This is a genomic window from Streptomyces coerulescens (assembly GCF_042657965.1).
Classification (GTDB): Bacteria; Actinomycetota; Actinomycetes; order Streptomycetales; family Streptomycetaceae; genus Streptomyces; species Streptomyces coerulescens.
Map to the genome: position 1 here is coordinate 184,393 of NZ_JBHSKM010000046.1, position 26,587 is coordinate 210,979.

The following is a 26,587-nucleotide window of genomic DNA, read 5'->3' on the forward strand; positions in this document are numbered from 1 at the left end:
TCCGGTCAGAGACCGGTGAGCAGGTCGTCCAGCGGCGCGGGTACCCGGTCGGCGTCGAGGGCCTCGACGAGTACACGGCCGTAATGGATCTTGCGGCCCTTCTTCGTGCCGAGGAAGCGCCGCAACTGCTGCTGTGCGGGACGCCCCTGCTGAGCCGGCTGACACAGGAAGGTCCGCAGCGCGCGGTGATCGCCCTCCGCCCGTACGAGCTCCTGCACCCGGCCGACACCCAGCGCGCGGATGAGTTCGTCCTCCAGGTCCGCCGCGCAGACGAAGAAGCTCGGCTGCGGGCCGTCGGGGTCCGCCAGGCCCCGGGTGTAGTAGCGACGCTCCCGCTCGTCACACAGCCCCGTGAGACGCAGACCCAGACCGGACGGGCCCAGGAGCCGGGCGTAACGCCCGATGCTCATCGCCCCGCCCATCGCCAGGACGCAGATTCCCTCGGCCTCCAGGTCCCGGCCGCGTCGCTCGGCGAGTGCGTTGACCGCCGCCACGTCGCTCGGCCCCTCGAGCAGCACGGCCGCCCGCACGGGCAGTCGAGTGGCCAGCTCGCGTGCGGGGCCGCCGGTACCCCCGGCCGCCCACGCGGTGACCGCTTCCCGGAACGCCCCCATGTCCGCCATGAGACGAGTCTCCGCTCCCTTCCGACCGCACGCCAGGGAATTACCTCGGCGGAACCCGTGGTCCCGACCGAATCGCTTCTACCCGCCTGCCCCGAAGCGGGCCTGCCACAGGTCGCGCAGGAGGGCGATCTCCGCCATGTGGTGGATGAATTCGAGATTGGCTCCCGACAGCACGTCGTGGTAGGGCTCGTCGGCGTCGGAGCCGTACGGGTACTGGGAGAAGCCGATGGTCTCGAGCTGCTCGTCGGTCACCGTGCCGACGCTGTCGCGCCAGCGGTCGATCGCCGCCCAGAACCGCTCCAGCGCCAGGGTGGCGTCGGGGGTGAAGTCGACCAGCAGCTTCGGATCGTGCCGGCGTTCGCCGAAGGTCCACTCCCATTCGCCCGCGAAGCAGTAGTGCAGGTGTCCCAGCCGCCACGCGATCGTCGTCACCGGGGTCACCTCGGGCTCCGGCGGGCCGGTGTGGGCGAGGATCTCCTCGACCCGCTCGACGCTCACGCTCCAGTCCTCGGCGATCTTGGCCACGGACATGCCGTCGGCGACCTGCCGGGCGACCTCCGCGTACTCGCCCGCCGGGATGTACGGGGCGCCCTGGTCGAGCACCCAGTCGCCCGGTCCGAACGCCCTGGGCGTCACGGCCTCGTCGCGGCGTCGGATCGACCAGCCGTCGGGTACCGGTTCCCACAGGTACTCCTCGTCGCTGAGCCCCGTGAGCCGCACCTGGGCCCGCTCCCTGGCGCAGTCGAACTGCTCCAGCAGCAGCCTCAGACGGTCCATCCGCACGCGCTCGGTCCCCATGCCCGGCTCCCCTCGCGGTCACCCACGTCGCTGCGCTCAGCCCGAGGCTAGCGGTCAACTCCCGTGACGCACCACGGAATTTGGACCGGGGGCGGTTCGCAGGCGCGCGGTGCCGCCCGCGTACCGCCCCGGTGTGTGCGCCTGATCAGTTGAGGGGATCCAGCGTCAGATACGCCTGCTGCGGATTGCCGTCATGGACGAGCGACTCGTGGTTGCCGACGTCGTCGAAGGCGAAGGCGTAGGCCTTGCCGTCCTGCATCTGCGCGTGGATGACCCGTGCGTAGTGGTTGGTCACACCGTCCTTGTAGAAGTTCGCCGCGGATGTGTCGGGCTGGTTGGAGTTCGACAGCAGGGTCGAACGGTTCAGGCCCGCGCACAGCGTGCGGGAGATCGGGCCGCGGACCAGGTCGTTGGGAGCGTCGAGCAGTTTGTGACAGCCGAAGATGCTGTCCGCGTCGGGCTTCTGGAAGCTCGTGACGACCGCGCCCGCGCTGTTGGTGAAGTTCATGACGTTGCCCGAGACGCGGCCGAAGTACTTGGTGTTCGGCTGGTCGGCGAACGGCGTGACCGTCAGCGTGGTGGTGGCGTACTTCTGCCAGACCCGGTTGACGTAGTCGTTCATCACGGAGGCGGGCAGGGCGCCGGTCTCCAGTCCGTGGCCGGGGGACAGGGCCCGCAGCACGGTGCCGTCGGAACGTGTCTGGATCAGGCCGGCCCACCCGCCCGACTGGCCGCGCAGCCCGTTGAGGACCGCGTTGTAGCCGCCGGACTTGAGATGGCCGGTGGTCGCCGTGCTGCCGTCCGCGCGCTGTACGCCGACCGCGTACGGCGCGGAGAACATGTCGACCTGGGTGCTGTTGAGCCACAGCCCGGCGTCGTTGAGCGTGTACTCCGACCAGTTGAACAGGATGTCGCGGTTGGGGTCGCTCGGGTTCTGCACGGCCGGCTGCACCAGTCCGCCGGTGGTGAGGCGGAAGTCCAGCTTGCGGCCGTAGGAGAAGTAGATCCGACCCGAGAACTTCGGAACCCGGATCGTCGTGGACTGCCCGGGGGCCGGGCCTGCGATCGATGCGTCCGGCGCGGGCGTCGGCGGGTTGCCGCCGGCGGGCCAGGCGTGGAAGGTGCCGCCCGCGTCGGCCCAGCCCTGCCGGCCGGACGAGAGCTGGGTACCGAGGTTGTAGACGTAGACCGGCTCATTGCGGCCGGAGCTGTTCGTGATCTTCAGCGGGATGGTGTCGGGTACGGCCGCCTGCGCGGGTGCCGGTGCGGCGAGATTGAGCAGCCCGCCCAGCAGTGCGGATGCCGCGGCGATGGCCACAAGGGGCTTGTTGAGTCTCCGTAACACTCTCAACCTCCGTGTCAGTGGGGGGACGGAGCTTGGCTGGTGCTGTTCTTGTGCGGGTTCTTGAGAGCGCTCTCAGAGTCCCGCTGAGTCAAGGACATGTCAATGAAGTGGGACCGCTTGGATGAAATCTGTACGGTGTCGGACCAGGGTAAAGGGGACTGTGCGCGAGACGCTTTCCCCATGGCGAACCCATCCTCCAGCGAGACCACGTACCGCTTCGACGACCTGACGGCCCTCTACATCAACTGCACCCTCAAGCCGTCCTCCCAGCGCAGCCACACCCAGGGCCTGATCGACAGAAGCGCGGCGATCATGATGGAGCGCGGGGTCACCACCTCCGAGATCCGGGCCGTGGACCACGACATCGCCCCCGGTGTGTATCCGGACATGACCGAGCACGGGTTCGCGGCCGACGAGTGGCCCGCGCTGTACGAGCAGGTGATGGCGGCGGACATCCTGGTGCTCGCCGGCCCGATCTGGCTCGGCGACAACAGCTCCGTCACCAAGCGGGTCATCGAGCGCCTCTACGCCTGCTCGTCCCTGCTCAATTCCGAGGGCCAGTACGCCTACTACGGCCGTGTCGGCGGCTGTCTGATCACCGGGAACGAGGACGGCGTGAAGCACTGCGCGATGAACGTGCTCTACAGCCTCCAGCACCTCGGTTACACGATCCCGCCCCAGGCGGACGCCGGCTGGATCGGCGTGGCCGGCCCCGGCCCGTCGTATCTCGACCCGGGATCGGGTGGCCCCGAGAACGACTTCACCAACCGCAACACCTCCTTCATGACCTGGAACCTGATGCACATCGCCGCCCTTCTGAAGCGCGGCGGCGGCATCCCCGCCCACGGCAACCAGCGCTCGCAGTGGGACGCCGGCTGCCGTCCGGGTGCGGAGAACCCCGAGCACCGCTGAGCCGCGTCACATCGTCCGGCTCTCCTCGTCCGGTGCCACCAGCGACCGGGTGAGCGGAATCCGTGACAGTGCGAGGACCCCGGCGGCGATCAGTGCGACGCCGAAGAGCTGGGGGAGCAGCCACCACCCGGAGCGGACCTCCTCCTCGTACAGGGTGATGCCGAGGGCGAGGCTCACCAGCGCGTCGCCGAGGGTGAGCGCAGGCTGCGAGGCGACCAGCGGTCCGGCCTGCATCGCGTGCTCCAGCAGGAACAGCGCGCACACTCCGGTCGCCGCGAAGCCGTACGTCTGCCAGGCGGAGAAGAAGCCCACCAGTCCCTGTTCGTCGAGGATGTGCGTGGATGCCTTCATCAGCGCCGCGGTCACCGCGTAGCTGATCGCCGTCGCGGCACCCAGACAGGCCGCCCGGGCGCGGCCTTCGGGGCGTCGGAAGGCGGCCAGGGTGAGCGCGGTGACGATCCCCGCGCACACCGCGAGCGCGGGGATCCAGCGGTCCAGCTCCACATGGGTGCGATTGCCCGTGGGGGAGGCGGCGGCGAGTGCGACGCCCAGGCCCGCCACGACCACCGCCACGGCCAGCCAGCCGTTGCGCGCCAGGTGACGGCGCATCAGCAGCGAGGCCACGATCAGGGTGAGCGGCAGCTCCAGCACGAACAGCGGCTGTACGACCGTCAGCGGTCCGGTCACCAGGGCCAGCGCCTGGCAGACGGCGGCGGCGATCACCGCGAGGATCCCGGCCAGCCAGACGGGCTGCCGCAGCAGATCGAGCATCAACCCCGCCCGGAACCCCTGGGATCGCGGCACGGTGAGCGCCGCCTTGCGCTGCAACACCGTCGCGACGGCGTTGCTCGACGCGGCGCAGAGGGCGAACACGACGGAGAGCGTGATGTTCAGCGTGGCCACCTCTGGGATCGGCGGACGTGGGACACCGGCTGAGCATGCCGTGAACGCCCGGCGAAGCGCGGCTTATTGACGCGATGTCACTCCAGTGGTTCAGTGGCTCAGTCACTCAACCACTCAGAGGCCGGGAGACCGGGATGGAAGCACTGCCGCGCGAGACGACCGTCGATGTCCTGGAGAAGCGGCTGCGCGAGGACATTCTCGCCGGGCGGCATCCGGCCGGGAGCATGCTGCCGCCCGAACGTGAACTCGCCGACAGGTTCGGGGTCAACCGCACCACACTGAAGCACGCCTTCGGTCGGCTCGTGCACTCCGGGCTGCTGGAGACGCGGCACGGGGTGGGGACCCGCGTACGGGACTACCTGCGGCTCGGCGGAGCGGATCTGCTGCCGATGCTGGTGCGGCACAGCCCGGACTGGATCGGCGAGATCTTCGAAGTGCGCCGCACCATCGGCGCGTTGATCGCGGAGCGCGCCGCCGCCCGCGCCACGGCCGCCCAGGTCGCCGAACTGCGGGCGCTCATGACGGCCGTCGGGGACGCGGACGGCGGGGAGGACGTGCAGCTCGCGGACGCCGAGGTGCACCGGGCGCTCGCCCGCGCCACGGGCAACCGGGTCTACGTCCTGCTGACCAACACCCTGTTCAACGCCTACCTGCCGGTCCGCGCGGCACTCGTCGCACCCTTCCTCGACGCCGGCGTCGCCCACGACCGGCTGGCCCCGGTCGTCGAGGCCGTGGCCGCCAGCGACGAGGAAGCCGCCCGCGTCGCGGCGGGCGCCTATCTGTCGGCGACGGAACGCATCATGCTCGAAGGGCTGGCCGCTTCCCGCGAACGCCGCGACGGTGCCCAGTGACCTCCCGCGGGACGGTGTTCCAGGAGACGATGCTGGGCCGGGCGCGGCTGAGCGACGAGGAGCGCGAGCGTGCCGTACGCCTCGACCTCGTGGTCCGCGCGGACGCCGTGCTGCTGCCGCACCGCACGACGCGGGCGCGGCTGACCGGGCGGGTGCGGATCGCCGGGCGGGCGGACGACGCCGAAGCCGTGGGGGAGATGGAGATCTCGCCCCTGGCCCGCCGCAGGATCCGCTACCGCATCACCTTCACCCTGGAGGGCCGGAGTCTCGTGCTGGACGGCTGGAAGTCCGTCTCGCCCGCACGTCCGCTCTCCTCGCTGACCGTGCTGCCGTTCACGCTCTACGAGGACGGTGAACGCGTGGGCGAGGGCACCCTGCGCTTCCCCCTCACCACCGGCCTGCTGCCCTTCCTCGCCAGCTTCCGCTTCCCGCGCGCGGGCGGCACCGAGACCGCCGGCGAGGGTCATCTGGCGCCGCGCTGGGACGGGCAGCCGGGCCGCACGGAGGTCTGGTACACCACCCTCACCGACCCCGCGACCGGCAGCGGAGTCTGGCTGCACCACGAAGTCGTCGCCCCCACCGACGATTCCGGGGCCTACGCACATGGCTGGGTCGCCGTCTTCCCCAAGGACGGCCCCGCCGAACACGTGCGCTTCGGTCCCGTACCGTGGACGCAGCACCCACAGGGCTACGCCGCCGAGGGCATCGACGCCCGGCCCGGCCGCCTCGCCGGCGCCGCGGGAACGTTCACCTGGTCGCTCACCGAGAAGCCGGGCGGCGAACCTGTCCACACCTTCCCCCGCTGGTCATGGCGTCGCCCCTGGCTGCCGGCCAGCCATATGCTGCCCGCCGCCCGTTGCCACTATGACGGAACCGTCCGGTACGGCGACGACGAACTGCGGCTCCAGGACGCCGTCGGCGCGAGCGCCCGCATCTACGGCCACGGCAACGCCCGACGCTGGGCCTGGCTCCACGCCGACCTGGGCGGCGGCGACATCCTGGAGATCGTGGCCGCGGTGTCCATGCGCCGTGGACTCGACCGACTGCCGCCGCTGGTGTTCCTGCGCCTGCTGCGCAACGGACGCACCTGGCCCCGCCGGGCCGAGCGGACCGCCGTGGGCTGGGCGGGACTCGGCCGGTTCCGGGCGGACATCGGCCTGCCCGAGTGGAGCGTGTCCGGCCGCGCGGGCAGGCGCCGCATTCGGGTGACGGTGACCCAGCCTCCCGAGCGGACCCTGGCCCTCGACTACACCGACCCCGACGGCTCGCCCGCGGTCTGCCGCAACAGCGAGACAGCCGACGCGGTGATCAGCCTGGAGCGCTGGTGGGGCAGATGGCGCCAGGAGGCCACCTGGCACCTCTCCGGCACGGCCCACGCGGAGGTCGGCGACCGATGAGCACATCGACTTCCCCCGGCCTCACGGCGCTTGCCGAGGCGTTGCTCGCGGACGACGGGACCGCTGAGTGGGTCCGGGCGGTGCCGGGGCGGGTCGAGGCGCTGCTGGGTGCCATGCCCGGCCACGCTCGCGTGGCGGTGCGTGGCGCGGCCGCGGCGATCGACGTCTATGCCCTCGCCCGAACCGGCCGCCGACTGCCGGCACTCGGCGCCGCGAAACGTGAGGACGTCATGGTGTCACTCGCCTCCCACCAGGCCCTGCTGCCCCTCCTCGACGCCGTGAAGGTACCGGTCCTGCTGGCCGCCGGGACCGCACGCACGGCGCACGACGGCACCTCCGCGTCCGCCCCCGACGATCCGCCGCTCGACTGCACCCCGTCCCGGGACTGGCCGACCCGTTCCACCGCCGATGCCGTGGTCGTCGGATCCGGCGCGGGGGGCGCCATGGCCGCCCGGACCCTCGCCCGGACGGGCATGCGCGTGATCGTGCTGGAGGAGGGCGAACACCACACCACCGCCTCGTTCGCGCGCAGGGCTCCGCTCGACCGCTTCACCGACCTCTACCGGGACGGCGGCGCCACGATCGCCCTCGGCAACCCTCCGCTGGTCCTGCCCGTCGGCCGCGCGGTCGGCGGCACCACCGTCGTCAACTCCGGCACCTGCTACCGCACCCCCGACCATGTCGTCACCCGCTGGCTGGACGACCACGGATTCGATGTCGCCGACGGCTTCGGCAGCCACCTCGACGAGGTCGAACGCACCCTGCGCGTGGCGCGCCAGCCACTCGACGTCCTCGGCAACAACGGACTCCTGGCGCTGGCCGGCGCCAAGGAACTCGGCTGGGCCGCCGCGCCCCTGCGCCGCAACGCCCCCGGCTGCCGGGGCTCCTGCCAGTGTGTCGTCGGCTGCCCCACCGGCGCCAAGCAGAGCGTCCAGCTGTCCGTGCTCCCCGATGCCTGCGCGGCGGGCGCGACGATCGTGACCGGCGCACGCGTCCTGCGGATCCTCACCGACCGCGACCGGCCGGACGGTCCCCGGGCAGCCGGAGTCGTCGTGACCCGCCCCGACGGCAGCCGACTGGAGATCCTGAGCCCTCTGGTCGTGGTCGCCGCCGGCGCCCTCCAGGCCCCGCAGCTGCTGCGCCGCTCGGGCCTCGGCCGGCATCCCGGCATCGGCCGGAACCTCAGCGTCCACCCCGCCATCAGCGTCGCGGGCCGCTTCAGCAGCCCCGTCACCGGCTGGAAAGGGGTCCTCCAGAGCGTCGGAGTGGAGGAGCTGCACGCCGACGGCATCCTGATCGAAGCCACCTCCGCACCCCCGGGGATGAGCTCGTTCGTCCTGCCGGGCATCGGACGCGAGCTGCGCCGCGAGATCGACGGGACCGAGCAACTGGCCACACTCGGCGCGATGATCGCCGACCGGCCCTCCGGCCGGGTCATCGGCCGCGACCGCACCCTGCTCCGCTACGACCTCGCGCCGCACGACGCCCAACGACTGCTGCGTGCCCAACGAGCCATGGGCCGCCTGCTGTTCGCCGCCGGCGCCGAGGAGGTACTGACCGGTGTCCCGCACGCCCCACGCGCCCGCTCCACGGACGAACTGGACGCGCTGCTGGACACGGTGACGGCACGTCAGCTCCATGTGTCCGCGTTCCACCCCACGGGCACGGTCGCAGCGGGGGCAGACCCCGAGCGCTCCCCGGCCGACCCGGAGGGACGCCTGCGGGGCGTGCACGGCGTCCTGATCGCCGACGGGTCCGTACTACCGAGCTGCCCGGAGGTGAATCCGCAGCTCAGCATCATGGCGGCAGCCCTGGGTGTGGCCCGGCGTTTCGCGCCGGAAGGGTGAGGGACAGGCGCCCCCTACTCCCCGAGCGAGTCCGCCAGTTCGGCGATGACCTCGGCGTGGCACGCCTGCGGGACGCACCAGCAGCCGAGTCTGCGACCGCGCAGGGCGGGCACCAGGGCGAGCAGGTCGGGGCGGCTCAGCAGGTGGGCGCGGTATTTCTCGACCACCGCTTCCCGAGTGCCGTTCCGGCCCGGCCGAAAGGGACTCGCGAGTGGGGAGCCCGCGAGGTCCCAGCCACCGCGGTGCATCGCGCGGCCGACGTAGACGACGTCCGCGTAGTCCGGGTCGTCACGATGACCCTTCATGTTGACGACCGTGGTCCGTTTCATGCCGTTCATGGTGCCCCCTCAGTTCCGTGCCGGGCAGCGCGAGCACGGCGCTGGTGGCGGTGCCGTGCCGGTACGGGCGCCGGCGTCCGCGTAGCTCGCAGTGGGCTGCCGGTGCGGGAGCGGGACGCGGTGGGCGAGGCGTGGCGGGTCTGTGCGGCGGCGGGCTGTGCCATGTCTTGTCTCTCCTCGGCCGGCCTGTGCGGGGCCGTGGTCGACGGGTGGGGTGCCGGGTGGCAGCGCGGTTCCTCGCGCTGCCACCCGGCGCCGGGATCAGGGAAGCTTGACCGCCAGCAGGTCGACCGGCCGGATGTCCGGTGCCTCACTGAGCATGGTCCCGGCGGCCTCCATCAGTGCCGCGGCGATCCGCCCCTGGAGGTGTCCCTGACGCCCCTCCTCGTCCTCGAAGGTGTCGAAGACGCCGAAGGTGCTCTCGCCCTGCCGGAACGCGAACCAGGTGACGGTGTGGTCCTCCTGCCGCGCCAGCTCCAGGGCGTTCCGCAGCAGGCTCTCCACCTTCTCGGCGTACTCGGGCTTGGCCTCGATCCGGGCCAGCAGTCCCAGCTTCGTCATGCCGCACTCCTGTCTGTGGTCATCGGTGAACGGGGTGAACGTGCGGTGCTGGTACCGGGCACCGTCTGTCGTCCGGACACCGAAAAGCTATGCGGCCCCACCCGACGTGCCCAGTGTCGGAAACGACGCTTCCGATATCGTTTCCGTCATGGATGTGGCTGTGCTGGCGTACGACGGCGTCTTCGACTCCGGGCTCTCTGCCCTGCTCGACGTGCTGGACGGGGCGAACGCGATGCGCGAGGAACTGCCCAAGCCCCCGCCCGCCTGGCAGGTGTCCACGATCGGCTTCCGCCGGCGGATCCGTACGGGAGCGGGGCACCTGGTCGAGACGCTGCCCGTGGCCACGGCGAAGGACGCGGACCTGCTGCTGGTCCCGGCGCTGGCCGAACGGCGGCCCGATGCCCTGATCGCCCATGTCTCCGGCCCGGACGCCGAGCCCGTACGGCGTCTGGTGGCCGCGACCCGAGCCCGCCGCACCCCCGTCGCGTCCGCCTGCACGGGCACGTTCCTGTTGGCCGAGTCGGGGATCCTCGACGGGCGCCGGGCCACGACGAGCTGGTGGCTCGCACCGTACTTCCGCAAGCGCTACCCGGCGGTCACGGTCGACGAGAGCCGCATGGTCACCACATCGGAGGGGGTGACCACGGCCGGGGCGGCGTTCGGGCACGTCGACCTCGCGCTCGCGATCGTGCGGATGAGCAGCCCGGCGCTCGCGGATCTGGTCGCGCGCTATCTCGTCGTCGACGAGCGCCCGTCGCAGGCGGCGTACACGATCTCCTCGGCACTCGCTCAGAGCGATCCGACCCTGGAGGCCTTCGAGCGCTGGGTCCGTGTGCACCTGGACGGGCCGATCTCGATCGCCGACGCGGCACGCGCCGTCGGCGTCAGCGAGCGCACGCTCCAGCGTGCCGTGCGCCGCACGCTCGGCACCTCACCCGTGCGCTTCGTCCAGGACCTGCGTGTCGAGCAGGCCTCCCATCTGCTGCGGGCCACGGATCTGCCGCTGGAGGTCATCGCCCGCAAAGTCGGCTACGAGCACCCGAACACCCTGCGCATCCTGCTCCGTGAGCGCACCGGGGAGACGGCGAGTTCACTGCGGGGGCGATGACCCGGCCACGGAGGTGACCCGGTGCTCGGTCACCAGCCGGTGGCCGAGCCGCTGAAGTAGTGTCCCTTGTCCAGGTCTTCCAGGAGGCCCGGCCGGGTCGGCCGCCAGTCCAGCGACTCCTGCGTCAGCACGCTCGACGCCGGCGCGTCCATGGCGAGGAAGGCGCCCAGCCAGCCGAAGTGCTCGCCGGCCGCCTCCGGGGCCACGGAGGTCACCGGCACATCGAGGTGACGGCCGATCACTTCGGCGATGTCGCGGAGGGCGACGCCCTCCTCGGCGGTGCCGTGCAGCACGGCCCCGGCGGGGGCCTTCTCCACCGCGAGGCGGAACAGTCGTGCGGCGTCCAGGCGGTGCACGGCCGCCCAGCGGTTGGTGCCGTCGCCGACGAAGCCGGAGACGCCTCGGGTGCGGGCGATGCCCACCAGCGTCGCCATGAACCCGTTGTCCCCCTCTCCGTGGCAGGTCGGGGAGAGGCGTACCACGGACGAGCGAACTCCGCGCGAGGCGAGCGCCAGAGCCGTGGTGGCGGTCCTCGCGCGCAGGGACGCGGGAGAGCCGTCGACCGTGGGTCGGTCCCGCTCCGTCGACACCTGACCCGGCTTCAGACCGGCCAGCCCCGAGGCGAGGACGAAGGGGCGGTCGCTGCCGGCCAGCGCGTCGCCGAAGGTGTCGACGGCGCGGCGGTCGGCCTCGGCGGCGCCCACGTAGTCGCCGGTGAAGGCGATGTCGTGCTTGAAGGCGAGATGGACCACCCCGTCCGAGGCGGCGGCGGTCGTGCCCAGGACGTCGAGGTCGTCCACGGTGCCGCGGACCACCTCGGCCCCGGCGGCGACCAGGGCATCGGCGGAGGCGGTGGAGCGCGCGAGTCCGACGACCCGGTGCCCCGCGTCGATGAGTTCGGGCACGAGGGCGGAGCCGATCCAGCCGGACGCGCCGGTGACGAAGATGCGCATGGGAGAGTCCCCCAACGGTTGATGGCAGTGACTGTCATCGACGCTACCATCTGATGTCAGTGACTGTCATCGCGTAGGATCTGCGCATGGGTAGATGGGAGCCGAACGCGCGCGAACGCCTGGCGAAAGCGGCGTTGGAGCTCTACAGCGAGCGGGGCTACGAGCAGACGACCGTGGCGCAGATCGCGAAACGTGCGGGCCTGACCGAGCGGACCTACTTCCGGCACTACGCCGACAAGCGCGAGGTGCTGTTCGACGGCTCGGGCGCGCTGCAGGAACTGTTCGTGAACGCCGTCGCCGAAGCCCCCCACTCCGCGGCGCCGATCGATGCGATGGCGGCCGGTCTCGAGGCCGTGTCGACAGTGTTCGTCGATCGCCGTGAGCACTCCCGGCGACGCCAGGCCGTCATCGTGGCGAACGCCGAACTCCAGGAGCGCGAGCTCATCAAACTCGCCTCGCTGTCGGCCGCGCTCGCCGGCGCCCTGCGTCGCCGCGGTGTGGCCGAACCGGCCGCGAGCCTGACCGCCGAAGCCGGTGTCGCCGTGTTCAAGGTCGGCTTCGAGAGATGGACCGCGGCGCCCGAGGACCTGACTCTCGGGCAGGCGATGCGGGAGTCCCTGGAGAAGCTCAAGGCCGTGACCGCGGGCGGCTAGCGGACGGGGGGACGGTCGAGGTGCGCGGTCAGGACCCGCGGTCGTCGCCCTCGGCGGCGCCCGGACGCGACATGGGAGTTCCGAGGTTCCGCTTCAGGAACGGCTCCTGGGACAGTACGGCGCCCACGCTCAGCCCGATGGCGACGGCGACGCACACCACGATCAGCCAGGACAGCAGGACGAAGACCGAACCGACGGGACCGTAGCCGGTCAGTGCCCGGTCGAGCGCGCGGGGCATGTAGAAGTGCGCGGTCACGGACAGGGCGCTGACCGCGAGCGCCGTGATGACCGCGCCGGGCAGCAGGGGCGGCCAGCGGATGGCACCGCCCAGCAGCAGATGCTGGGTCCACCACCACATGGCCACCTGGATGACGAAGATGACCGGCGCCCCCAGCTCCGCTCCCCGGCCCAACCCGTTGTGCAGGGTCCCCTGCAGGATCAGCGCGCCGAGCCACAGGACGATCCACGCAAGCCACCGCCACGGGGCGACTTTCGCCTCCGTCCGGGGCAGCAACCAGGCCCGTCTGCACAGCCGCTGCACAGCCCGGCTCACCGCGGTGGCCGACAGCAGCACCATCAGCGTGCCCACCAGGCCGGTCGCCTGCCGCAGTTCGTCGTTCGGGGGATGAAACGCCTGCTCCAGCTGTGCCTTCGCCTGTCCCGTCAGACCGAATACCCGGTTGATCGAGGTGATGACCTGGTCCTGCACCGCCTCCGGCGCGTAGGCGCTGAGCACGAACAGCAGGGGAACGGCGGTCAGGAAGCACTGCGCCGCGATGCGGGTCGCCGAGTCGAAGACGTTCACGGACACCAGTCGGTCGACGAGTCCGGTGACCACCGGAAAACGACTCTCCAGGCGCGCGTGGAGAGCATGCAGCCACGCCGTCAGCCGCCGGGTTCCCTCGCGCCACCACGACGGGCGCAGCAGGTACCGGATCCGAGGACGGGCGCGGGCGTCGCGTCGTACGCCATCGGGGCGACTTGGCGGCGTACCGGAGGAGGGCCGCTCGTCCGAACCCCCGTGGTTCATCAGACGCCGGTGCGGGCGCAGCCGGGGCAGGGTGCCTGGACCCCCGCCGCCGACTGCCCCCCGGCCGAAGTCTCCATTGAGCCGCTCCTTCCCACCTCAAGAGTGCGCGAGGAGCCGGACCACGGCACCCCCGGCCGGACCACCGCACCTCCGGCCGGACCGCCGCACCTCCGGCCGGACCACCGCACCTCCGGCCGGACCCGGCCCCTTACGGCGGTCAGGCGTGCGCGGGACCGTTGCCCGGCCGGGCGGAGTCCGGGTCGGGCGGTGGTTGAGCCGGTGTGCCCGGCACGGGTACGGCACGACCCGGCGGCAGCATCTGGACCGTCACGAACGCCACCACGGCCGACAGCATCACCACCGGAGTCATCGCGGTGCTGCCCATGACCAGGACGACCAGTACCGCACTGCTCACCGGCAGCCGCAGCGCGGCGGCTGCCGCAGCCGCCATGCCCGCCGCCATTGCGGGCACGAGCCCCAACCCCGGCAACGGCGCGAGCAGCACGCCCACCGCGGCCCCCAGGAAGAGCGAGGGAAAGATGGGGCCACCGCGCAGACTGCCCAGGCACAGCGCGTATGCCGTCCCCTTGAACAGCAGGACGGCGATGAGCGCACCGACGCCCCAGGAGTGGGGATCCTGGGCCAACTGGCCCAGCGTGGCCTGGCCGGACGACGCCACATCCACCGGCGACCGGTCGGTGACCAGCGCGTACACCGCCCCGCACGCTGCCGCCGCCAGTGCGCAGGCCGTCGTGCGGACGATGGTCCGCCGGGAGACGAACATCGCGGCCAGACGCCCGGTGTTCATGACCACGTGCAGCGCGAATCCAATCGCGACGGCCATTGGAACGGACCAGAGCACGTCCCCGGCGTCCAGCCGGGGTGTCGGCGCGCTCAACTCCACTGACAGACTGCCGGTCGAGAGGCCGGTCCAGCGGCCGAACCCGGTGAACACCAGTGAGCCGATCCCGCTGGACAGCAGCGCCGGCAGCATGACGGCGAACAGTTGTGGCCCGCCCACTCCGGCCACCTCGATGAGGATCACCGCGCCGATCAGCGGGTTGCCGAAGATCGCGGGAAGCGCGGCGGCGGCACCGGCCGCCGCGAGGAGCGGGGTGCTCTTCGGCGTCATGGGAGCACGCGCCAACTGCCCGAAGAGCAGGGCCAGACCGCTGCCGAGCGCGATCAGGGGAGCCTCGGGGCCGAGCGTCGCGCCGAGCGGCAGACTGGCGAAGGCCGCGATCACGACCCCCGGCAAGGCGGACGCGCCCTGCCCCGGAGAGTGCAGACCGACGGCCGGGACATGACCGCCGGCTCCCGGCAGGTGCCTGACCACGAGAGCGACGGCGACACCGGCGACCGCCAGCAGCGGCAGCGGCCACCACCAGGGAGGGGTGTCCCACCCCAACTCCGCGGGCAGGTCGGCCCACAGCGCGTGCTCCAGTTGATGCACGGCGACCAGGAACCAGAACGCGATCAGGGAGACCGGGACACCGATCAGCGCGGAGAAGACGAGCGCTTTCTGGTAGGCCGGGCTCCACAGCAGTTCACGCAATCGGTCGGCCTCTTCGGGCTGCGTACGGGCAGCCGGTTCGGCCGCGGACCCCGCCTCAGGCACGACCCCGTTCCTCCCACGTCGGCCGCAGTCCCGAGGAGGCTCTCCCTGGGCCCCACGCCCCCGTCTCCTGGTACATGGCCACTCCTCAAGCGTGGTGTCGGGCCCGATCGGCGTCCTCAGACATTGCAGCACTGGGCCCGACCCCCTGCATGTCCGCGGAGCGCCTTCCGGCCCGCTCCTCAACACCCGGCAGTAGCGCGCGCACGGTTAATTACGGCGTCTGCATGTAGAGCGCGTATGCATCTGATCTCCTGGGTACCCAAGAAGCACATCCATCCGTGCGACCGCACGTGAAAGGGGCTGCTCGGCATGCAGGTCGATCTGAAGGGGCGCACCGCGCTGGTCACCGGTTCCACTCAGGGCATCGGCGCGGCGATCGCCGCGGGACTCGCCCGCGCGGGTGCCCGCGTGGGCGTGAACGGCCGCAGCCCCGAGCGAGTGGAGCAGAGCGTGGCCGGACTGGCCAAGGAGGTGCCGGGCGCCACGTGGGTGCCCGTGGCCGCGGACGTGACCACTCAAGAGGGCGCGGACCAGGTCGCCGAGATGCTCCCGGACGTCGACATCCTCGTGAACAACCTCGGCGTCTTCGGCGCCGCCGACCCCTTGGAGATCAGCGACGAGGAATGGCGGCGCTACTTCGAGGTGAACGTGCTCTCCGCCGTACGGCTGACACGGCTGTACCTTCCGGGCATGACCGAGCGCGGCTGGGGCCGGGTGCAGTACATCGCGAGTGACTCGGCGATCGTCACACCGGCCGAGATGATCCACTACGGCATGTCCAAGACGGCGCTCCTCGCGGTCAGCCGGGGATTCGCCAAGCAGGCCGCCGGCACCGGCGTGACGGTGAACTCGGTCATCGCCGGTCCCACCCACACGGGCGGGGTGGAGGACTTCGTGTACGAACTGGTCGACCGCAGCCTGCCCTGGGACGAGGCCCAGCGCGCCTTCATGCGCCGGCACCGGCCGCAGAGCCTGCTGCAACGGCTGATCGAACCGGAGGAGATCGCGCACATGGTGGTCTACATCAGCTCCGACCAGGCCTCGGCCACCACGGGGGGCGCGCTGCGGGTGGACGGCGGCTACGTCGACTCGATCCTGCCGTGACCGCCCCGGCCCCGGGGTGCTCAGGCCGGGTCGCCGTCGGCGAGGGCTGCCGGCCGGGCCCGGCGTACGGGCATCATCGTGGCGACCGGCTCATGGGCGAGGAAGTCGAGAACGATCCGGTTGACCTCCGAGGGCTTCTCCATCGGCAGTGCGTGCGACGTCCCGGGCACGACGGCCAGTTGGGAGTCCGGGATCGCGCGATACAGCGCGATCGTGTGCTCCAGCGTCATCATGTCGTCGTCCCCGACGAGGACCAGCGTGGGAGCGCCGATGCGCCCCAATTCCGCCTCGGAGATGACCGGCTCGGTGCGGAACATCGCGATCAGCTTGCGTACGACGACCGGCCAGTGGGCCGCGCCGTCGGGTGACACGGCTTCGTACCTCTCACGGAAGACGGCCATGTCGGGGTCGTCCGGCGTCAGCCGATCGAGCAGCTCGGGCACCGCGCCGCTCTGCGGATTCGGGAGGAAGTTGGCTCCCACGGCCACGACCTTCCTGACCAGGTCGGGGCGGGCGATGGCGACGAGCAGGGCGACGATCGCGCCGTCGCTCCATCCGACGAGATGCGCGGGACCGCCCACGACCGACTCGACGAAGGCGACGGTGTCGTCGGCCATGTCCCGGTACGACAGGGGGCCGTCGACGTCGGGTGTGTGCCCGTGCGCCCGCCGCTCCGGGAGGAACAGGCCGAAGCGCGTCGCGAATTCGGCTCGCTGCGGCTCCCATGTCTCATTGGTGCAGAGGCCGCCGTGCAGGAGCACCAAAGGGTCGCCGGCGCCGTCCGTCTCGTACCAGGTCCTGACGCCGGGAAGCTGGACGTAGTCACCCATGGTCGTCACCCCCGGTCGGCCGACTCGGCGAGACGGTTCGGCTGGAGCAGGAGCAGGGCGATGTCGTCGATGGGCTGGTTGGTGCGGCGGGTGTGGCGCACCAGGCTGTCCGCGAGCTGGTGCAGCGGCAGGTCGCCCGACTCGCCCAGGTGGCGGGCGAGGTCGGCGATGGTCCGGGTGATGTCGGTGCCGGGATCCTCGACGAGGCCGTCGGTGTAGAGGGCGAGAAGCGTCTCCGGCACCAGGGGCAGCGTGGTGACCGGGTACGAGGGGGCGCCCGCGCCGACGCCGAGCGGGGGACCGGGGGTGATGTCGACGACCTGGGCCCGGTTGTCGGCGTGCCGCAGCAGCGGGGGAGGGTGCCCGGCGCTGGCGAGGGACACCTCTTGGCGGGCGAGGTCGAGGTGGGCGTAGAGGCAGGAGACGAAACGGCTGCTGTTCAGGTCGGCCAGGTCGCGGTCCGTGCGGATGAGTACCTCGTCGGGAGCGGCCCCGGCGGTGGCATGGGAGTGGACGGCCATCCGGACCTGGCCCATGAGGGCGGCCGCCATCATGTCGTGTCCCTGCACGTCCCCGATGACCGCCGCGGCGGTGGTCCCGGTCAGGCGGATGAGGTCGTAGAAGTCGCCGCCGATGTTCATGCCCTGCCCGGCCGGGAAGTAGCGGGCGGCGACCTCGAGTCCGGTGACACTGGGCAGCGCTTGCGGCAGCAGGGTCTGCTGAAGGGCGAGCGCGAGTCCGTGCTTGGCGTCGTACAGACGCGCGCGGTCCAGGGCCTGGGCGATGAGACCGGCCAGCGGCGTGAGGATGGACCGCTCGGCGACGGGGAACGGGTGCGGATGGTTGTAGGCCAGCAGGAGGCAGCCGATGGGGCGTCCGGAGCTGAGGAGCGGCAGGAACGCCCACGCCTGTTTGTCGCTGAGCTGCGGTGCCCTGGGGTAGAGGCGGTCCAGTTCGGCGCGGTCGGCGAAGAACGAGGAGGCGCCGGTGGCCAGGGCGTGGCCGGCGGGCGTGAGGTCGGCGTCCGTGGGCATGCCGTCGAACTGGTCGATGACGTTCGGCTCGTAACCGCGGTAACCGATGATCCGGATCCGGCCGGCGTCGGCGGTGGACATGATCATGCCGTGGGCGCCGAAGGCGGGCAGGATCTGGTCGCCGACGAGATCGACGACGTCCTGGACACCGACGGTCTCCGTGAGCGCGGCGGCCAGGCCCATCAGGAGATGGATACGGCTGTCCGGCGGAGCGCCGGTGGAGGCGGGCCGCGTGCCGATGGGCCGGGACGAGTGGTCGGGCGTGACCAGGATGCTGGTCCCGGTGTCGTCCGTGTGCAGCCGCAGATCGAGCCACTGGTCCGGGGGACGCAGCACGGTCAGGCCGAGGGGTTCACGGCTGCTCATCGCGATGCGGTACGCGTCCATGTACGCGATGTTGTCGAGCCACGGCAGCGACATCCAGGGCTCGGTTCCCAGCAGCTGCTCCAGGGGGCTGCCCAGCAGACTGGCGGCAGCGGTGTTGACGTAGGTGATGCGCCCCGAGAGATCGAGGGAGAGGGTGCCGACGGGCAGGCGTTCGACCAGGGTGGCCGCCTCGTGCGCGGACTGCGAGCTGGTGTCCGTGTGGTGGGGGCGGACGAAGCGAGGGCGGTCCGGAATCTCGGGAGGGGAGGGCGCTGAGTTCAGAACCCGGGCGATCCGCCGCGCGGCCGAGGCCATGCGTCCGCGCTCACGAGGACTGAGCCGGGGGGAACGGTCGGGGGCCCACAACAGCAGCATCGTGCCCCGGCAGTGCCGCACCCCTCTCAGCGGCACGAGCGCGAACGCGATCTCGTACGGGAGGCTCGTCGCGACGCGCGGGTAGCAGCGCGCCAGCTCCTCCAGGGAACTCACCCAGACGATGCGTTCGTTGCGCACCGAATCCTGGGCGGGACCATGTGCGGCATACGCGGTGCGCCACCAGGGCGCGAAGGCGTCGATCGGTATCCCGCACAGCGCGATCAGCCCCAGCACTTCTTCGGCCGGGTCCAGTACGTAGACGCCCCCGTACCTGGCACCGGTGCGATGCACAGCCGCAGCCAGGGCCTCACCGAGCGGATCAGCTGGACCTGGCGTCTCACCGGCCCCGGTCATGCGGCGCAGAACCTAACGCCCATATCAAGAACGCTAAGCCCGAGCGGGGGCTGAGGCATGTGGATCAGGTCGGGAGAGGGGCTCCGGCGCGGCGGGCCTGCGCGGCGAACCGGGGGCGGCCGATCCGGCCGCCTTCCCGTACCCGGACGAAGGCGTCTCCGACCGTCACGCCCCCTCGGCCGTGAGCCGCCCGATGACCCGGATGACCTGCCGTCGGCTCGCCAGGCGGCGGGCGAGGAAGGCCATCGTCCGGTTCAGCCGGCCGGCGATCACGCTGGGCGGCGGGTTTCTGCGGTCCAGGGCGGCCAGCGCGGTGCGGACGACGTCGGCGGGTGAGGCGAGGCGGCTCCCTCCGGCGGCCTGCATGGTTCCCGCGACGTCGAAGAACTCGGTTCGGGTGGCGCCGGGGGAGAGGGCCAGCACCCGCAGCCCGGAGCCGCGCGACTCCTCCCACAACGCCTCGGTGAGGCTCAGGACGAACGCCTTCGTCGCCCCGTAGAGGGCCATGCGCGGATTGGGCTGGTAGGCGGCCATGCTCGCCACGTTCACCAGCACCCCGCGGCCGGCCGTACGCAGCGGCCCGATGAAGGCGCGGCTGATGTCCGCGACCGCCGTCACATCCACGGCGATCTCCTTGCGCAGCCGCACCGGATCGGCCTGGTGGAAGGGGCCGAACGTGGCGAAGCCGGCGTTGTTGATCACGCTCGTGACGCGCAGGCCGAGCTGCTCCACCCGCGTCGTCAACGCCTGCCCGGGACGGTCCGTGGCCAGGTCCATCTCCACGACGTGGACGTGGACCCGGTGCGCTGCCCGTAGTTCGGCGGCCAGTGCCTCCAGGCGGTCCTTACGTCGGGCGACCAGGACGAGGTCGGACCCGCGAGCGGCCAGCTGACGCGCGAACTCGGCGCCCAGACCGGCACTCGCGCCGGTGATCAGAGTGGTCTGTCCGTGATAGTCGACGGCTGACATCGCATGCCCTTCTTTCAGTTGCTGCCTTCCTGGCAGTTAATGCCAAGTAGGCGGTCGCTGTCCAGTGGGGTAGCCTGACGCGCATGACGACCTTGTGGGACCGCTCGCGACAGGTCGCCGTCGAGGCGATCCTGGACACGGCGGTCCGTCTGTTCACCGAGCAGGGCTACGAGCAGACGACGATCGCCCAGATCGCCCGGGAGGCGGGGATCTCGCAACGCTCCCTGTTCCGCTACTTCGGCACCAAGGAGGACCTGGTCTGCGGTGACCAGGACGCGCTGGGCGAACTGCTGCGCCAGACCGTCGAACAGCAGCCGGCCGACGTCTCCGCCTGGGATGCCCTGCGTGCCGGATTCGAGGTCGTCCTGACCGCCCGTCACACCCCTGAGCGGGTCCTGGAGTTGTCCCGCCTCATCTTCGACACGCCCTCCCTGCACGCCCGCTACATCGAGAAGCGGCTGCGCTGGCAGGCCGAACTCGTCCCGGTCGTCCACAAGCGGCTCACCGCCGGCACCTCCGCCGACCCGGCCGCGGACCCCCGGGCCAAGGCGATCGTCGCGACGGTCTTCGCCTGCGTCGACACGGCGAGCGAGCTCTGGGCCAGGAGCGACGGACAACTCGACCTGGCCGACCTCTACGACCGGTGCCTCGCTGCGGTGCGGGCCGCCGACTGACCCACCGCGCCCCGACGGGCAGGCGGAAAGCGCACACTCCTGGCCGTCGACGCATGAGAGCGCCGGTCCCTGGACACCATCTGTGATGATCGAGCCACGTTGCGGAGTCGTAGGTGTCAAGGGAAGGGAAGCGTATGGACTCGGGCAGGCGTCAGTTCCTCGGCAGGTGTGGAGTCGTGCTCGCGGGTGCCGCGGCGCCCTTGGCCCTGCCGCAGGACATGCTCCAGCAGGGGCACGCCCAACCGGCCCCGGACGGCGAGGCGGGCGCCGTGACGGAACGGGGGGCCGGCGCCGGCCATGAGCGGTTCATGTGGCGGGCCATCGAGCAGGCCCGCAAGAACCCCGAGTGGCCGTTCGGCGCCGTCATCGTCCACACCCGCACCGGCGAGATCCTGGGAAGCGGGGTCAACACCGGCGACGACAGCCCGCTGCTGCACGGCGAGGTGGTGGCCATGAACGACTACGTGCGCCGGCAGGGAAACCAGGGCTGGGCCGACACCACCCTCTACACCACGGGCGAGCCCTGCTCGATGTGCATGAGCGCGATGGCGTGGGCCGACCTGCGGCGCGTCGTCTGGGCCAGCTCGATCGACGACATCCGCGGCACCGGGGTCAAACAGATCGACCTGACCGCACGTCAAGTCGCCGACGCGGCCGGTTCCCTCTACACCCCTCAACTGCTCCTGGGCGGTGTCCTCGCGAAGCACACGAACCGCCTCTTCCGGGAGGCGCAGTGCCTGCGCGAGAGCCTGTCGGGTGCGCCGGAAGCGACGTACAGGTAGACACGGCCTGCTCCCCGTACGGATAGTTATGCTCGGGCACTGTGAGTGATCAGCGCCGCGAGCCGGCCGGCGAGCACCCGGTGCAGCCTCCTACGGAACCGGGGACGGCCCTGCACCTCGCCCTCGTCCTGCTGGTGGCGGCGTCGGGGGCGGTGGAAGCCATCTCCTTCACCGCGCTGGAACACGTCTTCGCCGGAGTCATGACGAGCAACCTCGCCCTGCTCGGGATGGCGATCGGCCGGGGCCAGGCGACGGGCGTGACCGCGGCGGTGCTGGCGCTGACCGGCTTCGCCCTGGGCGCGGCGGTGACCGCCCGGCTGACCCGTCGGAGCGGGGACGCGGGCCCCGGGTGGCCGGCGCCGGTGATGTACTGCCTGACCGGCGAGGCGGTCGTGCTGGCCGCCGGTGCGGTGATCTGGGCCGCGATGGGCGGAACGCCGGGGCAAACGGCACGGGACGCCCTGCAGTTCGGTGCCGCCGCGACGATGGGCGTGCAGTCGGCGGCCATGGTGGCGGCCGGGCGGGCCGCGGCACCGACCACCTATCTGACCGGCACGCTCGCCACCTACATCGTGCGGGGAGTGGGGGCGGGCCGCCCGAATCGCTGGGTGCCCGCTCAGCTGGCCGCCCTGATGGTGGGAGCGGGGGTGTCCATGCTGCTGCTGCGGGAGGCACCGGGGTGGGCCGGTGTACTACCGGTGGCGCTGGTCGTGTGCGCCATCCTGACCGCGGCCGCACCCGTGATCCGGATGCGCCGTGGCCCGAGCGGCAGTTGAGGTCCGGCTGCGCGTGCCGGGCGGCGGTTGAGGTCGGCTGCGCGTGCCGGGCGGCGGTTGAGGGTCGGTTGTGCGTTCTGGGCGGCGAGTCCCGGGCTCCGGCAGACGCAGCCGACCCTGTGATCCTGTGCTTCGGAACGACCCCCGCAGGCTCTCCTTCGACGATCGGGGAGCGGGCCGGCCACCCGGCCCGCCCGCTCCACCCAACCGTCCTGGGTCGGCCGGACGACGAACCGGCGTTCCAACTCCTGCACGGCCGTCCATGGCAGAGGGTGGGTGCCCGCCCCATGCCGCGGGACCGCGGGTGTGGCCGGAAACGGGGTGCGGGCTGTCGGCGCTGTGGTGTGTGATCTGGGGCATGGCGATCGCGATGGGCAAGCCGGGAGTCGGCGGGTTGGGTGAGACGGTGGGCGTGCTGCGGGAGTGGCAGCACGACGGCGCGCCCATGCAACTGCATCCGGGGGATCTGGGCTGGTTCTGGCGGTTCGGCCCGGAAGCGACGGCCGAGGCGGTACGGACCTGGAGCCGGAGCGGCAGGATCCTCGCCGTCGGACTCCTCGACGGCCCCGGTCTGCTGCGCCTGACGATCGCGTCGGACGCCCACCGGGACGAGGAGCTGGCGCGGCACCTGGTGAAGGACGTCTCCGAGCCGGAACGGGGTGTGCTCCCGGCCGGGAAAGCCGCCATCGAGGCGCCGACGGCCTCGCTCGTCCAGGACCTCCTGGCCGAGGACGGCTGGCACGTCGGCGAACCGTGGACGCCGCTGCGCCGCGACCTCACGGAGCCGGTGGAGGATCCGGGCGTGCGGATCGAGGTGGTCGGTCCGGAGCGGGCGCAGCTGCGGGCGGCCGTACAGCGGGCGTCGTTCGACAACTCGTCGTTCACGGACGAGCGCTGGCACGCGATGGCGGCCGGACTGCCGTACGCCGACGCCCGCTGTCTCGTCGCGTACGACGACCGGGGCGACGCCGTGGCGGCGGTGACGGTGTGGTCGGCCGGTCCCGACAAGCCCGGTCTGCTGGAGCCGATGGGCGTGGGCCGGGACCATCGCGGTCGCGGCCACGGCAAGGCGATCACCGTCGCTGCGGCGGCAGCGCTCCGGGAGCTGGGCTCGTCGAGGGCGGTCGTCTGCACGCCGAGCGCGAATGCCGGCGCCGTCGCCACCTACAGGTCAGCCGGGTTCGAGCCATGCTCCGAGGTCCGGGACCGGTGCCGGGACGCCTAGGGTCGGCCCTTGTCGGTGAGGCTGTAGCCGCCCTCGATCACTTCCGCGTCAGCGGCCGGCGCCATGCACCTGCTCAGCAGCGGCTCGCCTGCTTGCGTGCCGCCCGAGAGCCCGATGCGGCTGGGGCCGCCGGCCTCGCCCTCACTCACGTAGAAGCTGATCCCCATGCGGACATGCCGCTCGAGGTAGTCGTCCCAAGCATCCACGTTGCCTCCGGTGTGCACGAGCCGCCCGGTCACTGTGGCGGTGGGCCCGCCACTGGTCAGACAGTCGACCTTGAAATCGCCCCAGTTGACGCGCTCGGGCGCACCATTGGCCGCCGGCATGCGGTGGAAGATGCGGAAGGTTCCCCACGCTTTGTCGGGCATGGTCCAGCCCTCGCCCTTGAAGCTGGCGTGTGCGTCGACGGTGACCTGGATGTCGTGACCGGGCTCGGGGTAGTCCATACGACCCCGGCCCTTGAGGCTGGAGACGAGGGCTCCGTCCGAGGCGGAGGCCCGCGCGGACCCGGCGGGCCCGGGCTCGGGAGCCGTCGACGCCGAGGCGATCCCCGCAGCCGCCGCCACCACAGCGGTCGCCGTGAGGAACGTGACGGAACGGTGGGGCAGCTTGAAACCGGGCATGGTGGAACTCCCATCGAGGTCGTGGAACCGAAGGGCCTCGGAGCGAGGACATCGTCGCTCCGCCACGACCGATCCTGCTCAACACCCGTCCCGCACACGTCAGTCAGCGGTCGGGACCTGTCCCGCCGCGCGGATGAGTTCGCCGCCGAAACCGTCCCACTCGCGGTGTACGCGGCGACGTCGGGAGCCTTCGCCGCGCCGGTCAGCCGGCGGTGGCAGCGGACCTCCGCAGCAGGACATGTCCGCTCGCGCCCGCGCACAGCAGGCCCGCCACCATGCAGATGAGGCTGAGGGCCGGGCCGGAAGTCCACTCGACATGGGCGGCGCGGGCGGACAGAACGACCGTCATGGTGGCCGCGGTGCAGGGCAGGGCGAGAAGGGCCGGGCGGGTGCGGGTCAGGTCGTCCTCGGCGAGGGCGCCCAGGATGCCGACCCCGAGGGCGAGAGCCCATACGCCGAGTGCCTGCGCGTCGAGGCGATGCGTGTCCCAGGGGACGAATGCGGCCCAGAAACCGGGGCGGATCAGCAGTCCCGTGCCGATGCCCAGCCACGCCGAACCCAGTACGGCCAGAGGCGGCTTGGACCAGCCGGGCAGCGGTGCGACCGGAGTGCTGCGCTGCTGGGCGGCTGGGACGCGGTGTTGCAGGGCCAGTGCGATCGCGGCCCATACGCACAGCAGGCCGAGGACGAAGATCCAGCCCAGGCTGAACAGCACGGACAGGACCGGACCACCCTCGGCGACATACAGCCCGCCGGCGTTGAGCAGGGTCACGGCGAACAGGCCGGCCAGGACGACGGCCAACGGGTGGAGCAGGGTGCGTACTTCCTCCCAGTGCTGGGCCCGGCCGACGGCGAACAGGCCCGGCGCGGTACCCAGCATGGCGGCGCCGACCAGCCCCGGGTTCACCGACTCGGGGGAGGGCCAGGCGCCGAAGACATGGCCGGTGAGGCTCACGGCCATCAGGAGCCCGCCGACGAGCAGGCCGGTCACCGCCACCGCGGTGGCCAGCATGGCCGCGCCGGCCGAGAGCGGGCGCCCACCGGAGGCTGCGCGGGCGGGGACGTCGGATGCCTGTGCCATGAGGTTTCCGTTTCGGGTGGGGGACTGGGAGGAGCGACTGGGGAGGAGCGCGGACTTGGGAACGTGCGGGGACCTGGGAACGTGCGGCGACTTGGGGACGTACGGGAGCTTGGGAGCGTGCGGGCCTGGGGACGTACCGGGGCTTGGGAACGTGCGGGGACCCGGGGTCGCACGGCGGACCGGTGGCCGCCTACCGCGGCGGGCGGTCGCGCGGCACCCCGCCGCTATGAGACGGGGGACGAGACGCGGGAGGCCGGCGCGGCCGGGGCCGTGGTCGATCGCTTGCGCAGCTCACGGGCGTACATCACGCGCAGGCTCACCACCGCGGTCGCCGCGGTGGCGAGGACACCGCAGCCGACGGCGAGGCCGGCGGCCAGTGCCGTGTGGTGGTCGAGGCCGAGGGTGCGCTCGAAGACCGGGGTCGCACCGGCCGACAGCACGGGCGCCAGGCACAGCGCCGTCAGGTGCAGCCGCCACTCCTCCCGGGCCCAGCTCCGCCCCTGCCGCGCCGCGCGCCGAGCGCTGACGGCCATGACGGCGTAGGTGACGGCGTACGGCAGCAGGTAGCCGGCCAGCAGGCGGTGCCCCACCGCCCCGAACTCCAGGTACGCGTACACGATCCAGGCCAGAGCGGCGGCGCCGGCCAGGTGAGCCGCGACGAGCACCGGCAGCGGGGCCCACGACCCGGACACCCCGTCGACCGCCCGGCGCCGGTCGAGCGAACGCGAGGCGATCAGCGCGCCGAACGCGACCACCGACCCCAGATGCATGATCGCCACCTGGTTGATCTCGGCCATCGACAGTCCCGGCAACAGCAACGGCAGACCGCCCCACTCCAGACGCAGCAGGGGAGCGGTCAGCAGAAAGCCGTAGCAGAGCAGCATCCAGCGCTGGTGCAGGTCCGGGAAGCCGCCGACGGCCGCCAGGATGCCGAAGGTCACGCTCATCACGGTGCCCACCAGGATGGTGGCGAGCACGATCCAGAACACCGCCCCGCTGAAGGCGTCCTCGGGCGCGGTGCGTGCCAGATACAGTCCGGCGCCCGCCATCGAGGCGTACACCGTCACCGCGAACACCACACCGAGCACGCGGTGCAGCCGAATCCGCCGCCCGGCCGCCGTCAGCAGCTGTGCGGGCCCCAGGAGCATCAGCAGGCCGCCGAGCACCGAGTGCACGATCATCGGCACCAGGCTGTGCCGATAGGGCTCGATACGGGTGGCCAGCGCATCCGTGACATAGCGCGGCGAGACGAGCCGGGACATCAGCCACTCGCCGAACGCGGGCGCACCGGGGCTCGCGTACGGCCACAGTTCGGTCATCGCGACCGGCGCATACGCGACGCACATGACGGTCACCGCGATCGTGGCGCCGCGGCGCCAGGTACTGCTCGTCGGACGGCCCACGGTGACCTCCTGCTCATGGCCGAATCACGGCCGAACCGATAGTCCAGACTGGAC

26 protein-coding genes are annotated in these 26,587 nt (G+C 71.8%); 11 read left to right on the top strand and 15 right to left on the bottom strand.

The window, feature by feature from the left end; all coding sequences use genetic code 11:
* Positions 1-5: 5 nt before the first annotated feature.
* The 3 genes from ACFPQ9_RS41335 to ACFPQ9_RS41345 all read right to left on the bottom strand — a co-directional run bounded on the left by ACFPQ9_RS41335 (position 6) and on the right by ACFPQ9_RS41345 (position 2,766).
* Complete coding sequence (locus ACFPQ9_RS41335; protein ID WP_380864859.1) at positions 6-623, bottom strand: TOPRIM nucleotidyl transferase/hydrolase domain-containing protein; 618 nt, start codon at positions 621-623, stop codon at positions 6-8.
* 78 nt (positions 624-701) lie between these two features.
* Positions 702-1,421 carry a DinB family protein gene (locus ACFPQ9_RS41340; RefSeq protein ID WP_380864861.1) on the bottom strand — a complete coding sequence of 240 codons (720 nt, stop codon included), beginning with the start codon at positions 1,419-1,421 and terminating at the stop codon, positions 702-704.
* Between the two features lie 145 nt (positions 1,422-1,566).
* Complete coding sequence (locus ACFPQ9_RS41345) at positions 1,567-2,766, bottom strand: glycoside hydrolase family 64 protein (RefSeq protein WP_380864863.1); 1,200 nt, start codon at positions 2,764-2,766, stop codon at positions 1,567-1,569.
* Positions 2,767-2,946: 180 nt separating this feature from the next.
* Between ACFPQ9_RS41345 and ACFPQ9_RS41350 the strand changes: the two genes are divergently transcribed.
* Positions 2,947-3,678 carry a flavodoxin family protein gene (locus ACFPQ9_RS41350; RefSeq protein ID WP_380864864.1) on the top strand — a complete coding sequence of 244 codons (732 nt, stop codon included), beginning with the start codon at positions 2,947-2,949 and terminating at the stop codon, positions 3,676-3,678.
* 6 nt (positions 3,679-3,684) lie between these two features.
* Here the strand turns inward: ACFPQ9_RS41350 and ACFPQ9_RS41355 are convergent, their stop codons facing one another.
* Positions 3,685-4,581 carry a DMT family transporter gene (locus ACFPQ9_RS41355; protein WP_380864866.1) on the bottom strand — a complete coding sequence of 299 codons (897 nt, stop codon included), beginning with the start codon at positions 4,579-4,581 and terminating at the stop codon, positions 3,685-3,687.
* 134 nt (positions 4,582-4,715) lie between these two features.
* On the opposite strand from ACFPQ9_RS41355, the gene ACFPQ9_RS41360 reads away from it, so the two are divergent.
* Genes ACFPQ9_RS41360 through ACFPQ9_RS41370 form a run of 3 tightly spaced genes read left to right on the top strand, consistent with a single transcriptional unit; the run spans position 4,716 to position 8,676 of the window.
* Complete coding sequence (locus ACFPQ9_RS41360; protein ID WP_380864868.1) at positions 4,716-5,432, top strand: FadR/GntR family transcriptional regulator; 717 nt, start codon at positions 4,716-4,718, stop codon at positions 5,430-5,432.
* Positions 5,429-6,829 carry a hypothetical protein gene (locus ACFPQ9_RS41365; RefSeq protein WP_380864869.1) on the top strand — a complete coding sequence of 467 codons (1,401 nt, stop codon included), beginning with the start codon at positions 5,429-5,431 and terminating at the stop codon, positions 6,827-6,829. The genes ACFPQ9_RS41360 and ACFPQ9_RS41365 overlap by 4 nt, the downstream gene beginning before the upstream one ends.
* Positions 6,826-8,676 carry a GMC family oxidoreductase gene (locus tag ACFPQ9_RS41370; RefSeq protein WP_380864870.1) on the top strand — a complete coding sequence of 617 codons (1,851 nt, stop codon included), beginning with the start codon at positions 6,826-6,828 and terminating at the stop codon, positions 8,674-8,676. The genes ACFPQ9_RS41365 and ACFPQ9_RS41370 overlap by 4 nt, the downstream gene beginning before the upstream one ends.
* 14 nt (positions 8,677-8,690) lie before the next feature.
* Here the strand turns inward: ACFPQ9_RS41370 and ACFPQ9_RS41375 are convergent, their stop codons facing one another.
* On the bottom strand, positions 8,691-9,005 hold the full coding sequence (locus ACFPQ9_RS41375) for a DUF4326 domain-containing protein (RefSeq protein WP_380864871.1): 315 nt from the start codon (positions 9,003-9,005) through the stop codon (positions 8,691-8,693).
* 270 nt (positions 9,006-9,275) lie between these two features.
* Positions 9,276-9,575: a putative quinol monooxygenase gene (locus tag ACFPQ9_RS41380; RefSeq protein WP_380864873.1), complete on the bottom strand. Its 300-nt coding sequence runs from the start codon at positions 9,573-9,575 to the stop codon at positions 9,276-9,278.
* Between the two features lie 148 nt (positions 9,576-9,723).
* On the opposite strand from ACFPQ9_RS41380, the gene ACFPQ9_RS41385 reads away from it, so the two are divergent.
* Positions 9,724-10,683 (top strand): GlxA family transcriptional regulator, encoded by a 960-nt coding sequence (locus ACFPQ9_RS41385; protein ID WP_380864875.1) that lies wholly within the window; start codon positions 9,724-9,726, stop codon positions 10,681-10,683.
* Positions 10,684-10,712: 29 nt separating this feature from the next.
* On the opposite strand, the gene ACFPQ9_RS41390 is transcribed toward ACFPQ9_RS41385, so the two are convergent.
* A complete protein-coding gene (locus ACFPQ9_RS41390) occupies positions 10,713-11,636 on the bottom strand; it encodes an SDR family oxidoreductase (RefSeq protein ID WP_380864877.1) in 924 nt (307 codons plus the stop codon).
* An 86-nt stretch (positions 11,637-11,722) separates the two neighbouring features.
* Between ACFPQ9_RS41390 and ACFPQ9_RS41395 the strand changes: the two genes are divergently transcribed.
* The gene (locus ACFPQ9_RS41395) at positions 11,723-12,289 is read left to right on the top strand and encodes a TetR/AcrR family transcriptional regulator (RefSeq protein WP_380864879.1); all 567 of its coding nucleotides are present in this window, start codon (positions 11,723-11,725) and stop codon (positions 12,287-12,289) included.
* A gap of 28 nt (positions 12,290-12,317) precedes the next feature.
* Here the strand turns inward: ACFPQ9_RS41395 and ACFPQ9_RS41400 are convergent, their stop codons facing one another.
* Complete coding sequence (locus tag ACFPQ9_RS41400) at positions 12,318-13,319, bottom strand: YhjD/YihY/BrkB family envelope integrity protein (protein WP_380864880.1); 1,002 nt, start codon at positions 13,317-13,319, stop codon at positions 12,318-12,320.
* Positions 13,320-13,536: 217 nt separating this feature from the next.
* Positions 13,537-14,937 carry a chloride channel protein gene (locus tag ACFPQ9_RS41405; RefSeq protein WP_380864882.1) on the bottom strand — a complete coding sequence of 467 codons (1,401 nt, stop codon included), beginning with the start codon at positions 14,935-14,937 and terminating at the stop codon, positions 13,537-13,539.
* 309 nt (positions 14,938-15,246) lie between these two features.
* On the opposite strand from ACFPQ9_RS41405, the gene ACFPQ9_RS41410 reads away from it, so the two are divergent.
* Positions 15,247-16,041 carry an SDR family NAD(P)-dependent oxidoreductase gene (locus ACFPQ9_RS41410; protein WP_380864883.1) on the top strand — a complete coding sequence of 265 codons (795 nt, stop codon included), beginning with the start codon at positions 15,247-15,249 and terminating at the stop codon, positions 16,039-16,041.
* A 20-nt stretch (positions 16,042-16,061) separates the two neighbouring features.
* Here the strand turns inward: ACFPQ9_RS41410 and ACFPQ9_RS41415 are convergent, their stop codons facing one another.
* The 3 genes from ACFPQ9_RS41415 to ACFPQ9_RS41425 form a co-directional block, all read right to left on the bottom strand.
* Complete coding sequence (locus ACFPQ9_RS41415) at positions 16,062-16,871, bottom strand: alpha/beta fold hydrolase (protein WP_380864885.1); 810 nt, start codon at positions 16,869-16,871, stop codon at positions 16,062-16,064.
* Positions 16,872-16,876: 5 nt separating this feature from the next.
* Positions 16,877-19,000, bottom strand: coding sequence for a SpoIIE family protein phosphatase (locus ACFPQ9_RS41420; protein ID WP_380864887.1), 2,124 nt, complete (start codon positions 18,998-19,000; stop codon positions 16,877-16,879).
* Positions 19,001-19,165: 165 nt separating this feature from the next.
* Positions 19,166-19,969, bottom strand: a complete 804-nt coding sequence (locus tag ACFPQ9_RS41425; RefSeq protein WP_380864888.1) for an SDR family NAD(P)-dependent oxidoreductase — start codon at positions 19,967-19,969, stop codon at positions 19,166-19,168.
* An 83-nt stretch (positions 19,970-20,052) separates the two neighbouring features.
* On the opposite strand from ACFPQ9_RS41425, the gene ACFPQ9_RS41430 reads away from it, so the two are divergent.
* The 4 genes from ACFPQ9_RS41430 to ACFPQ9_RS41445 all read left to right on the top strand — a co-directional run bounded on the left by ACFPQ9_RS41430 (position 20,053) and on the right by ACFPQ9_RS41445 (position 23,426).
* Positions 20,053-20,643: a TetR/AcrR family transcriptional regulator gene (locus ACFPQ9_RS41430; protein ID WP_380864890.1), complete on the top strand. Its 591-nt coding sequence runs from the start codon at positions 20,053-20,055 to the stop codon at positions 20,641-20,643.
* A 134-nt stretch (positions 20,644-20,777) separates the two neighbouring features.
* Positions 20,778-21,425, top strand: a complete 648-nt coding sequence (locus ACFPQ9_RS41435) for a nucleoside deaminase (RefSeq protein ID WP_380864891.1) — start codon at positions 20,778-20,780, stop codon at positions 21,423-21,425.
* 41 nt (positions 21,426-21,466) lie between these two features.
* Positions 21,467-22,201, top strand: a complete 735-nt coding sequence (locus ACFPQ9_RS41440) for a YoaK family protein (protein WP_380864893.1) — start codon at positions 21,467-21,469, stop codon at positions 22,199-22,201.
* Positions 22,202-22,559: 358 nt separating this feature from the next.
* A complete protein-coding gene (locus ACFPQ9_RS41445; protein ID WP_380864895.1) occupies positions 22,560-23,426 on the top strand; it encodes a GNAT family N-acetyltransferase in 867 nt (288 codons plus the stop codon).
* Here the strand turns inward: ACFPQ9_RS41445 and ACFPQ9_RS41450 are convergent.
* The 3 genes from ACFPQ9_RS41450 to ACFPQ9_RS41460 form a co-directional block, all read right to left on the bottom strand.
* Positions 23,423-24,049, bottom strand: coding sequence for a hypothetical protein (locus ACFPQ9_RS41450; RefSeq protein WP_380864897.1), 627 nt, complete (start codon positions 24,047-24,049; stop codon positions 23,423-23,425). The two genes, ACFPQ9_RS41445 and ACFPQ9_RS41450, sit on opposite strands and share 4 nt — an antisense overlap.
* A gap of 202 nt (positions 24,050-24,251) precedes the next feature.
* The gene (locus ACFPQ9_RS41455; protein WP_380864899.1) at positions 24,252-25,130 is read right to left on the bottom strand and encodes a hypothetical protein; all 879 of its coding nucleotides are present in this window, start codon (positions 25,128-25,130) and stop codon (positions 24,252-24,254) included.
* 224 nt (positions 25,131-25,354) lie between these two features.
* Positions 25,355-26,533, bottom strand: coding sequence for a DUF2306 domain-containing protein (locus ACFPQ9_RS41460; RefSeq protein WP_380864900.1), 1,179 nt, complete (start codon positions 26,531-26,533; stop codon positions 25,355-25,357).
* Positions 26,534-26,587: the final 54 nt, after the last annotated feature.